The 10,910-nt window shown below is 42.3% G+C and carries 15 protein-coding genes; all 15 read right to left on the bottom strand.

Annotated features, from left to right (window positions below; genetic code table 11):
- A partial coding sequence (locus tag Q0296_RS00095; RefSeq protein ID WP_298035568.1) for an ATP-binding cassette domain-containing protein occupies positions 1 to 296 on the bottom strand: 296 nt, incomplete at its 3' end.
- Positions 296 to 1,360: a translation elongation factor Ts gene (gene tsf / locus Q0296_RS00090; protein ID WP_298035567.1), complete on the bottom strand. Its 1,065-nt coding sequence runs from the start codon at positions 1,358 to 1,360 to the stop codon at positions 296 to 298. The genes tsf and Q0296_RS00095, both read right to left, overlap by 1 nt.
- Positions 1,360 to 2,148 carry a 30S ribosomal protein S2 gene (gene rpsB, locus Q0296_RS00085; protein ID WP_085658056.1) on the bottom strand — a complete coding sequence of 263 codons (789 nt, stop codon included), beginning with the start codon at positions 2,146 to 2,148 and terminating at the stop codon, positions 1,360 to 1,362. The genes tsf and rpsB overlap by 1 nt, the downstream gene beginning before the upstream one ends.
- Before the next feature lie 190 nt (positions 2,149 to 2,338).
- The gene (gene iadA, locus Q0296_RS00080) at positions 2,339 to 3,478 is read right to left on the bottom strand and encodes a beta-aspartyl-peptidase (RefSeq protein WP_298035566.1); all 1,140 of its coding nucleotides are present in this window, start codon (positions 3,476 to 3,478) and stop codon (positions 2,339 to 2,341) included.
- A 10-nt stretch (positions 3,479 to 3,488) separates the two neighbouring features.
- Complete coding sequence (locus tag Q0296_RS00075; protein WP_021092152.1) at positions 3,489 to 3,698, bottom strand: hypothetical protein; 210 nt, start codon at positions 3,696 to 3,698, stop codon at positions 3,489 to 3,491.
- On the bottom strand, positions 3,688 to 4,407 hold the full coding sequence (locus Q0296_RS00070; RefSeq protein WP_298035565.1) for a polyphenol oxidase family protein: 720 nt from the start codon (positions 4,405 to 4,407) through the stop codon (positions 3,688 to 3,690). Before Q0296_RS00070 ends, Q0296_RS00075 begins: the two co-directional genes overlap by 11 nt.
- A gap of 10 nt (positions 4,408 to 4,417) precedes the next feature.
- Positions 4,418 to 5,032, bottom strand: a complete 615-nt coding sequence (locus Q0296_RS00065) for a riboflavin synthase (protein WP_298035564.1) — start codon at positions 5,030 to 5,032, stop codon at positions 4,418 to 4,420.
- A 167-nt stretch (positions 5,033 to 5,199) separates the two neighbouring features.
- Positions 5,200 to 5,400, bottom strand: a complete 201-nt coding sequence (locus tag Q0296_RS00060; protein WP_298035563.1) for a hypothetical protein — start codon at positions 5,398 to 5,400, stop codon at positions 5,200 to 5,202.
- Between the two features lie 15 nt (positions 5,401 to 5,415).
- Positions 5,416 to 5,550, bottom strand: a complete 135-nt coding sequence (locus tag Q0296_RS00055; protein ID WP_298035562.1) for a hypothetical protein — start codon at positions 5,548 to 5,550, stop codon at positions 5,416 to 5,418.
- Positions 5,551 to 5,622: 72 nt separating this feature from the next.
- Complete coding sequence (locus Q0296_RS00050; protein ID WP_298035561.1) at positions 5,623 to 5,868, bottom strand: hypothetical protein; 246 nt, start codon at positions 5,866 to 5,868, stop codon at positions 5,623 to 5,625.
- Between the two features lie 65 nt (positions 5,869 to 5,933).
- The gene (locus Q0296_RS00045) at positions 5,934 to 6,776 is read right to left on the bottom strand and encodes a YwqG family protein (protein ID WP_298035560.1); all 843 of its coding nucleotides are present in this window, start codon (positions 6,774 to 6,776) and stop codon (positions 5,934 to 5,936) included.
- An 11-nt stretch (positions 6,777 to 6,787) separates the two neighbouring features.
- On the bottom strand, positions 6,788 to 7,642 hold the full coding sequence (locus tag Q0296_RS00040) for a CbrC family protein (RefSeq protein ID WP_298035559.1): 855 nt from the start codon (positions 7,640 to 7,642) through the stop codon (positions 6,788 to 6,790).
- Positions 7,643 to 7,843: 201 nt separating this feature from the next.
- A complete protein-coding gene (gene accA, locus Q0296_RS00035; protein WP_298035558.1) occupies positions 7,844 to 8,779 on the bottom strand; it encodes an acetyl-CoA carboxylase carboxyl transferase subunit alpha in 936 nt (311 codons plus the stop codon).
- A 1-nt stretch (position 8,780) separates the two neighbouring features.
- The gene (locus tag Q0296_RS00030) at positions 8,781 to 9,992 is read right to left on the bottom strand and encodes a beta-ketoacyl-ACP synthase II (RefSeq protein ID WP_298035557.1); all 1,212 of its coding nucleotides are present in this window, start codon (positions 9,990 to 9,992) and stop codon (positions 8,781 to 8,783) included.
- A 34-nt stretch (positions 9,993 to 10,026) separates the two neighbouring features.
- Complete coding sequence (gene acpP, locus Q0296_RS00025; RefSeq protein ID WP_002941395.1) at positions 10,027 to 10,260, bottom strand: acyl carrier protein; 234 nt, start codon at positions 10,258 to 10,260, stop codon at positions 10,027 to 10,029.
- Positions 10,261 to 10,910: the final 650 nt, after the last annotated feature.

The raw sequence follows: 10,910 nt of genomic DNA, 5'->3' as shown, positions 1-10,910 counted from the left end.
TCATAAGCGCTAAAACCTTTAAAAAGATAGTGCGACTGAAAAATAATGCCAAAATGAAGCCTTCTAATAGCCAAAAGCTCGTTTTGAGAAAGCTCATAGATCGATCTATCTTGGTAGATGACCTCGCCAAAATTTGGTTTTAAAAGTGTTGAAAGTATGTGTAAAAGCGTTGATTTGCCACAACCGCTAACGCCAGTTATCGCGATGCTTTGTTTTTGATTGAGAGTTAAATTTATATTGTTAAAGAGCGTATAATCATACGCAAAGCCTAGATTAGACGCTCTTAAAATTTCCATTAGCCTATTTGAGCAGCAACTTCTGCAGCAAAGTCATCTACTTTTTTCTCTAAGCCTTCGCCAAGCTCGAAACGAACGTATTTTACGATCTCGATCTTGCCGTCAAGCTCTTTGCTCTTCTCTTCGATAACTTGTTCGATAGTCTTTTTATCGTCCATTACATAAAACTGGCCTAAAAGTGTAAGGCGCTGATCAAGCACTGTGTTATCAGCGTAAAATCTCTCGATCTTGCCAGGGATGATCTTATCCCAAATTTTCTCAGGCTTGCCCTCAGCTTTTAGCTCTTCTTCGATCGCTTTTGTAGCTTTTGCAAGCTCAGCCTCACCTATCTGGCAGCGGCTAGCATACTCAGGGATGTGGTGAAGTGGCTTACCTAGGCGTTTTAGCTCTTCATTTTCTTTTTCAAGCTCAGCGCGAAGTGCGATAAATTCTTTCTCAACAAACTCTTTATCAAGGTCTTTGTAGCTTATAACGCTTGGCTTCATAGCAGCTGCGTGCATACATAAATTTCTTATAAATTCAGCTGCTTTGTTTGCAACTTCAGCACTTTCGCAAGCTGCACCGATAAGCACGCCAACACGGCCATTTGAGTGAACGTAGCCATTCACCACGCCCTTATCATCAGCGCTAATTGTCTCAAAGCGGCGAACTACAAGGTTTTCACCGATAGTTGCGATCTGAGTTTTGAAATATTCTTCAAATTTAACACCATTTAATGTGCTTGCATTTAGCTCTTCAACTGTTTTTATGCCACTTGATTGGATGTGAGCTGTTGTGTCTTTTGCAAGCGCTTGAAACTGTGGGTTTCTAGCAACGAAGTCAGTCTCAGAGTTGATCTCGCTGATAGTTGCTTTTTTGCATTTTGAGCAAACTTCAACGCTTACTAAGCCCTCACTTGCAAGGCGGTCAGCCTTTTTAGCAGCTTGACCTAGGCCCTTTTCACGAAGGATATCAACAGCTTTTTCCATGTCGCCATTTGCTTCGCCAAGTGCCTTTTTGCAGTCCATCATGCCAGCTCCGGTTGATTCACGGAGCTCTTTTACCATTTGTGCAGTTATTTCCATTACTCTTCGTCCTCGCCAAAGTCTTCTTCGCTCATAGCCTCAGCTACAACTGCATCTTTCTCATCTTGGCTTACTTCTTCGCCAGCAGCTTGCTCGCCGCCATCTTGCTCAAGAAGTGATTTGCCCTCGTTGATCGCCTCAGCCATCTCTTGGCAGAAAAGCTGAACAGAACGGATCGCGTCATCGTTTCCTGGGATAGGATAATCAACAACGTCAGGATCGCAGTTTGTATCTATAGGTGCTACAACTGGGATTTTTAAGCGATTTGCCTCTTGGACAGCGATCTTTTCTTTAACTGTATCAACGACAAATATCATATCAGGTAGGCTTTTCATATTGCGGATACCGCCTAGAGTTGCGATAAGCTTCTCTTTTTTGCGGCGAAGCATCAAAGCCTCTTTTTTAGTTAGTAAATTTATCGAACCATCTTCTTCCATAGCCTCGATAACTTCTAGTTTGCGGATAGACTGGCGGATAGTACCGAAGTTTGTCATCATACCACCTAGCCAGCGGTGATTTACATAAGGCATTCCACATTTTTCAGCGTACTCTTTTATAGCGTCGATAGCTTGTTTTTTAGTACCGACAAATAGCACTGACTTGCCTTCAGCAGCTGCGTCACGAACGATGTTGTAAGTGTAGCGGAAGTAGCGGATAGTCTTTTGTAGATCTATAATATAGATACCTTTTCTCTCGCCAAAGATAAATTTTTTCATCTTTGGGTTCCAGCGGCGTGTTTGGTGACCAAAATGTACGCCACACTCTAATAAATCTCTCATAGTTACCATGAGTTTCTCCTTGTTTTAGGCATTTTGCCTTGAATTTAGTTTTATCCTCCACGACCATTAATGCTTTCGCACAACCAAATTTAGGATTGTCGTGTGTGAAATAAAGCTTGGATTATATTGAAACTTGGCTTTATTGAAGCTAAATTTAAAGATTTCTTTAGCTACCAATAAAGCTCAAATTTCTTTAAATTTACTCGAAAAAGCCTTTTTTAACGACCTTTTCGTCCTTGACACAAAACTCGCCTTTTGCGATCACATCATATAAATTTAGCTCCTCGTCAAAGACACAAAGATCAGCGTCATTGCCAACTTTTATCTCGCCTTTTTGGCTTAAATTTAGATATTTCGCCACGTTTTTACTCATCAAGGCCAAAGTATCTTCTATATTTAAAATTTTATTTCTCACTAAAGCTTGCAATACCTCTAAATTTGACGCACATGACGCACAGCCATATCCCACTAGCTCGCCATTTTCGTTAAATTTAGGCACGCTGCCATTGCCGTCTGAGCTCATCGTTAGGCGCTCTAAATTTAGCCCATTTTCAAGACCGTAAGCCACCACCTCATGAAGCGGGGCAAATTTACTTCCACCACTTGTGATATCGATGTTTCCGCCCATTTTTTGAAATTTCAAAGCCTCGTTAAACAGGTCTTTTGTCCTAGCGCAGTGTGTCGGCGAGAAGTAATGAACTGGGAATTCATAGTCTTTTATCACCTTAAAGACGTTGTCAAATTTCTCGCTTAGTCCGCCCATGTGCATGTGAAGCACACCGCCTTTTTTAGAGACCATGCCGCCTATGCGTATCTTGCTTAGGATCTTGATGAGCTCCTCTTTTGAGACGTAGCTGCTGCGGTTATCGGTTAGTGCGATCTTTACGCCGATCACTTTGTCGATTAGTATGAGATCCTTTGCGATGTCGCCGGCAAATGTCACACAGGGGCTTGCGTATGAGCCAGTGTGAATGAAGGTCGAGATGCCCTCAAACTCGAGCGCTTTTGCTTTTGAGTAGAGATTTTCCAAGCTTCTAGTCACACCATCGGTCCCCAAAACGCCAACAAGCGTCGTCGTGCCATATTTTACGATCTGACTAAGCGTGATCTCAGGCGTTCTTGAGTGATATCCAGCCTCGCCGCCACCACCCGTGATATGCACGTGCTGATCAATGAGACCTGGAGCTAAAACCTTGCCATTTAGGTCGTAAATTTCAAGCCCTTCTACGCTAAAGCTTAGCCCATCACCGATGGCTAAAATTTTACCACCACCTACCAAAACATCGCATTTGCCAAGAAATTTTGGCGTGTATAGATTAGCATTTTTAAGCAAAAGCATATTTTCTCCTTTATTTGCTAAGTTGTACTTTCTCTTCTATCTCCATCAGTTTTATAAAAATTTGCTCCACATTTTCCCTATCCACGGCACTTAGCTCCATCTTTTTTGAGCTAAGAAGCATCTGCACAAACTCTTCATTCATAAGCTGCTCAAAGCCCAAATTTCTAGCGTTTTGAGCTATTTTTGCCGCTAGTGGATTTTTAAAACTCTCATATCCCATTTTTATCCTTAAATTTGACCGCAAATCCGCAAAATCTACCACACACGCCGTCTCTTCGGTACGAAAAATATCTCTCGTCGCAGTGCGTGCAGACCTCGCTAAAGTTTAAATTTCTAACCCCAAGCGCCCTAAATTCATCTCTTAAAGCCGCGTTCATATCAAAATTTTTACCTATCTTATATGCGTTAAATTCCCCAAGGTCAAGCTCGCCCACCTCGTAGCAGCCACCTTTTATATTTGCCCCGACAAAGACGCTCATTTCATCTGCTTTTGAGCCAAATTTCTCGCTCATAAGCCCAAATGCTTTTGTGCAAATTTTTAGCATAACGCCGGCTCTTCCTGCATGAGCCACGCAGATAGCGCCCTGCCTCTCATCTATCATCACGACTGGCGAGCAGTCCGCCACCAAGACGCAGATGCCAATATCGCTTAAATTTGTGATCACAGCGTCGCACTCTGGTAGCTCGTCCTCCTCGTTTTCAAGGACAAAAACCTTGTCCGAGTGTATCTGCTTCATAAATTTAAGCTGCCTAACACCTAAATTTTGAGCCAAAATTTCTCTATTTTTGATGACGTCTGCTGGGTTGTCACCCACATGATCGCCTAAATTTAGCGAGCTAAATTTACCCTCGCTCACGCCGCCAAGCCTGTTTGTAAAGCCAGCAGTGATGCCATTTTTATCAAAAACTATCTCTAAATTTTCACGCATCTTCACTCGCTTAGTAGAGGCTTGAAATTCTCTCGACCTCGTCCCAGCTAAGGCCGCCATTTTGCTTGCTCTCAAGCATCCTAGCAACGTAGCGAGCCAGCAAGTCGCTCTCGATATTTACGCGTCTGCCGACCTTGAAAGTGCCAAAAAGGCTATCTCTAAACGTGATCGGTATGATAGTGAGCCTTATGCCCTTTGGCAAAATTTCATTTATCGTAAGGCTCACGCCCTCAACGCCCACCGAGCCCTTATTTGCCATCAGCGCCATCGCCTCGCGCGGCAGGTCGATGTAAAAATCAACGCCATTTTCATGCTTTTTGATAGCTGAGATCACGCCGATAAAGTCGATGTGCCCTTGCATCAAATGCCCATCCACTCGCTCGCCAAGCTTCATCGCAGGCTCGATATGCACCCTGCCAGTTAAATTTTCAACTGCGACATTTGCCCTGCTCTCTGCGCTTAGCTCCACGCTAAAGCCGTCCTCATATAGTTTGGTCACGCTTAGGCAAGCGCCATTTACTGCGATGCTGTCGCCTAAATTTGGGCGAAATTTAGCCTTCAGGTGTAAAACATTTTGCGAGTAGCTAACGACATCTGCAAGCTCCCTGATTAAGCCATTAAACATATTTTGCCTTTAAATTTTTGAAGATTTTACTAAAATTTGCCTAAATTTGGGCATCGATAAGCTTGGTATTTTATAAAAAGAAAATATAAATTTAAAGCTTTGATGGGTAAAAATACTGGCAAAATTTAGCCTCAAGCCACTCATTTAAAGTGGCTTGTTTTATAAATTTAGATCAAATTTGCAATCTCAATGAGCCAGTTTGCCAGCTCTTTTGTCTTTGCATTTATCTGCTTTGCAAAACGCTGCTGCACCTCATACGCCAAGGCGTGATCGTTTTTAGTTAAAAGATAAAAAGATGGCTTTTCATGCCAAGCAGCCGTGCCTATCTTATCGCTAAATGCAGCTGCATTCATAGGCGTTTGAAGCACTGCTAAAACGTGGCTTTACTTTGCTGGCAGATCATTTGCCATCACATCTGCAAACGCCTCAGCAGCAAACTCGCCGTTATCAGGCAGGGTGGTTAAGAGATAGACAAGAGCAGCGACCTTTTCGTGAGTGCCTGCTTCAGTGATCGGCACACCGCCCCAAGAGTGCCCAACTAGTAGGCTCTTGCCCTGAATTTAATAGCCTAGCGTCTGCTTCAAGCGAAGTTAGCGGATTTTGCACAGCAACGGGGCGTTAATGCCAGCTTCTTGCAAGTGGTGGATCAACTCAGCGTAGCAAGAGCCATCGACAAATGTGCCATGAGCTAAAACGATATTTTTAATCATCTTTTTTAAATTTGTTTGGTTTTGACCTTTTGTGGGCGATGTGTAAGCAAAAGTAGGTAAAATGGTACTTACTGCAAGCAAAGCAGTCGTAGCAAGAAAGTGCCTACGTGATGAAATTTTAGGCATAAATCCCTTTAAAATAATCGCTAATCATACACAAAAACGTAAGCGGTCTTGATAAATTTTTATAATTAGCTTGTCTGCAAAACTAGCCACGTCTTGCTAAAGTCGCGCGTCGCCAGGTCGTCCCTCTTTATCCACAGATAAACTCTGCCCTCTCCGTCCCAGTCCATGTCGATATCCCAGTCGCTATCTATCTGCAAAAGCAGCTGCCACTGGGCGGCATTTTTCTCAAACTCAGCGATATTTGGGTGGTGATAAGCGCTACCATCGCCGCAGTCAAGGCCATTTGCCACGAGCTCGCACTCTAGCTCCATGCCGTCTTGGATGTTGTCAGAGTGACCAAGTAGCTTGTTTTCTTTGGCCTGCCAGCTTGGCTCGATGACCTCGTGATATGCCTCCCACTCCTCCTCGCTAAATTTACCAAATGGCACGAGCGAGCTTTGCAAACTTGGCAAATTTAGCTCGTTTTTAAAGCTAAGAGAGCGTGCGCCAAATGTGAAATTTCCGCCATCCATGTTTTGGCGAGCAAGCTGGTCTTGAGCTGCCTCGGCAAAGATCACGGCAAAGCCCTTTTTATCAGCAGGGTTGTAGCCCCAAATGCGTAAATTTATATCATAAAAAAGATAGAGCATGCCACTTTTTGGTAGTAACCCATCGGTGTCAAATTTGCTAACTTCAGCAAAATTTATCTGCGCCACAAAGCTAAGCGCGCCGTTTTCATTTGAGGGCCAAGGCACGCTAGCTGGCAGATCTGGCTGCCCGCCAAATTTAGACGTTCCAACAGCGATATCACCGTCACTTTTAGCCTGCGTATCTATCTTTATAGCATTTTTGGTCATTGGCTTTAAAAACTCAAAAAGCCCCTCCAGACCGCGTTCTTTACAGCCTTTAGAAATTTCATTTATATCCATATTTTTCCTTTCTAGCAAGCATCAATGTAGATGTGATACTTTTTGCAGTGCAAGCAGCGAAACAAATACCCAGCAAAATCGCCACCCGCTACGAGCAGCTCGCGAGCCATTTTGACGTCATACTCGCCCCTTTTTGCGTAGTCATCAAAGACCTCATCTGCGATGCCAAGCTCTAAAAGATCCTTCGTGCCCACATCGCCCAAAAATGCGCAATAATCATCACAGCATGCCACCCAGTGCTCGCCCTGCCAGCTCTCATAGCCAGGTGTTCTATTAAAAAGCTCATCATCTTTTTTGGCGTCATCTGTGGCAAGCTTGTCGGCGTCTTGCACAAAAGTAGCGTCAAATTTCTTAGCAGCTGCGCCATTTGCGATGCAGGCTGGGCAAAGATAGGTGACGTCTTGCTCGCTGTATATGCCGTTATCATAGTAAATTTCAGTGTTTTCGCCGCAGCACTCACAAGTGACACTCATATCATCTTTAAATGCACCAGTTTTTAAAGGCTCTGGGTGATAGCGAAATTTTGGCAAGGTGGCAGCCTTTGCCTTTTGGGCTAAAATTTGCTCTTTACTCTTTGGCCTTGGCACCGCCCATTTGTCGCCCTCATCCACAAACTGCGAAAGGTAACCAAGCGTTTTTAGCTGCTTTTTGTCGTTTTTATCGTGTATCTTTAAAAGTAGCTCATAAGCGCTCTTTTGCATAGACAAAAGCTGATAAATATCTACTAAAACGTGTTTTGCCTGCACGTCCTTGCTTACTTCAAGCTCTTCTTTAAACTGATACAAAGCCTCTACACTTGCTGCATTGCCGTTATTTTTGTAGTAATCTTTTGAAAGATTTATATATTTTTCTTGAAATTTATCCACAAATAGCCTTTATGAAATTTGCTAAGAATTTTAGCTTTAAAGACTTAAAAGTCGCATAGATGAGTTATTAAAATTTAGAAGATTGCGATAAAAATATAAAATTATTTCATTTTTTAAAATTAAAAAAGCGTATTAAATTTAATGCAAAGGAGAGCCGCAAGTAAATTTACTTAAATTTCAACTCACTTGTGACTATAAATTTTACTCTTCATAAGCTCCGATAGAGAGAATTTTATCTATTCTTTTTGCGACAAGCTCGTTTATATCAAGCTTCTCAAGCTCGGCTAGCTCTGAGATGAAGTAGTTTGCAAGTGCTTTTGCAGCACCGTCTTTATCTCTATGAGCTCCATTTATCGGCTCGTTTATCACATCATCTATAAGCGATAAATTTTTTAAGTCATCAGCCGTTATCTTCATAGATTTTGTAGCTTGCTCTTGTTTAGCTGGGTCGTTCCAAAGTATCGCAGCACAACCCTCTGGCGAGATAACTGAAAAGACAGAGTTTTTCATCATAGCAAGTCTATCAGCCACACCTATAGCTAAAGCGCCGCCACTTCCGCCTTCGCCGATAACGACAGCTATTATTGGAGTTTTTAAATTTGCAAATTCAAATAAATTTCTAGCTATGGCCTCGCTCTGACCTCTCTCTTCAGCGCCAACACCAGGATATGCACCTGGGGTGTCTATCAAAAATAAGATAGGTAGGTTAAATTTCTCAGCCATTTTTGCCACTCTAAGAGCCTTGCGATATCCCTCAGGATGAGGCATGCCAAAATTTCTTCTTAGTTTATTTTTGGTGCCACGACCTTTTTGCTCGCCTATGACAACGGTCTTTTTACCACCGATGTAGCCGATAAAGCAAACGATAGCTGGGTCGTCGCGAAATGCTCTATCACCATGGATCTCATAGCCATCAACTAAAAATGACCTTATATAGTCGATAGAGTATGGCCTGTCTGGGTGACGAGCGAGCTGTAAACGCTGGTATTCGTTTAAATTTTTATATACTTTTGTGATCTCTTTGGATAGGTTTTTATTTAAAATTTCAATGGCATGTTCATCGCCTCTGATTCTAGCATTTGCTATATCTTCATCAATTTGCTTTATGCTCTTTTCAAAATCTAAATAATTTGACATCTTAATCCAACTTTTTAAATATAACGACGCCGTTTGTACCACCAAAGCCAAATGAGTTACTCATAACAGCTTTTAGCTCCGCCTTTCTAGCCTTGTTTGGAACGTAGTCTAGATCGCACTCTGGATCTGGCGTTTCGTAGTTTATGGTTGGAGGGATGATACCATCTCTCATTGCCATTATAGATATGACAGCTTCGATCGCACCAGCACCGCCTAAACAGTGTCCAGTCTGACCTTTTGTCGAGCTAACTGGTGGGCATTTATCGCCAAAAACAGCCTTTAACGCAGCTGTCTCATTTTTATCATTTACTGGCGTTGAAGTACCATGCGCATTGACATAGTCTATCTTTACACCTTTTGCCATATCAAGTGCTTGCTTCATCGCGCTTAATGGACCTTCAAGTGTTGGTGATGTTATGTGGTATGCATCTCCGCTCTCACCAAATCCAACTACTTCAGCGTAAATTTTAGCACCTCTTGCAACAGCCGACTCGTACTCTTCAAGCACCAATGCGCCAGCGCCCTCACCCATTACAAAACCATCACGGTTGGCATCAAATGGCCTTGACGCCTTACTTGGCTCATCATTTCTAGTTGAGAGTGCTTTCATCGCTGCAAAACCGCCTATGCCAACACCGCAGATAGTTGATTCAGCACCGATAACTAGCATATTTGTTGCTTGACCGATCATTATGCATTTTGCAGCTTGTGATATCGCATGAGTGCTTGCCGCACAAGCTGTTACGCTTGATAAATTTGGACCTTTTAGTCCGTGATTTATTGAAACTATGCCACCTAGCATATTTACAAGTGCAGATGGGATGAAAAATGGCGAAATTCTCTTTACGCCTTTTTCAAAATATGTGATTGAGTTTTTCTCAATATTTGGCAAGCCACCTATACCAGCTGCTGAACTAACGCCAAATTTATGAGCATCAAACTCCTTAAAATTTGCATCAGCCATAGCTTCGTTAGATGCTTTTATGCCAAGCTGTATGAAACGATCTACTTTTTTCACCTCTTTGCCGTCTAAAATGCTATTTGGATCAAAATCAGTTATCTCGGCAGCAATTTTAACAGGGAATTCGCTTACATCAAAGCTCGTGATCTCTTTCACACCTGTTTTACCCTCGCAAATAGCCTTAAAAGAGCTCTCTTTATCAAGACCAAGTGCGTTTATCATGCCAATACCAGTTACAACGACTCGTTTCAATACATCTCCTTAAATCAAACTATGCAAATTTAAATTATTTGCCTAGTTTTTCTATATAATTTACAACGTCTTGAATGCTTACTAATTTCTCTGCTTCGCTATCAGGAATTTCTACTTCAAATTTCTCTTCTAAAGCCATAACTAGCTCTACAACGTCGAGTGAATCAGCGCCCAAATCTTCGATGATTTTAGACTCTAGTTTTACTGCTTGTGGATCTACGCTTAGTTGCTCTACAACTACGTCTCTTACGTCTTCAAATACTGCCATTTAAGGTCTCCTTATAAAAAATGTCTGTTATCTTATAATATTTACGCTTTTATTTATTTTAAATTTCAAAACTTGTTGAAATTTCATTACATATAAAGTCCGCCGTTTATTTTTAGCGTCTCGCCAGTCACGTAACTAGCGTGATCACTTAGTAAAAATGCCACAGCCTCGGCCACCTCACTAGCGCTACCAAAGCGTTTTAGCGGGATGTTGTCGCTATAAGTTTTTTTCACCTCATCACTTAGCCCATGCGTCATATCAGTCTCGATAAAGCCCGGAGTTACGCTGTTAAAGCGGATATTTCTACTTGCGCCCTCTTTTGCAAAGCTCTTACTCATGGCGATTAGTCCGCCCTTGCTGGCTGAATAATTCACCTGTCCAGCATTTCCCATCTCACCAACGATAGATGCGACGTTTACGACCGCTCCAAAGCGCTTTTTACTCATCACTTTCAAAGCCTCTCTACATCCTATGAAAGCTGAAGTTAAATTTGCATTTATCACATCTGTAAATTCGCTAGTTTTCATGCGAAGCGCTAGCTTGTCATTTGTGATGCCAGCGTTATTTACGAGGTAGCTTAGCTCGCCGTCGCTATCAACTATCAAATTTCTGTCTCTTATACACATCTGACGCTGCCGACGAATAGAGAG

The organism is uncultured Campylobacter sp., assembly GCF_937890585.1.
Classification (GTDB): domain Bacteria; phylum Campylobacterota; class Campylobacteria; order Campylobacterales; family Campylobacteraceae; genus Campylobacter_A.
The sequence above is the reverse complement of the archived record's forward strand: the minus strand, read 5'-3'. Positions and strand labels throughout refer to the sequence as shown.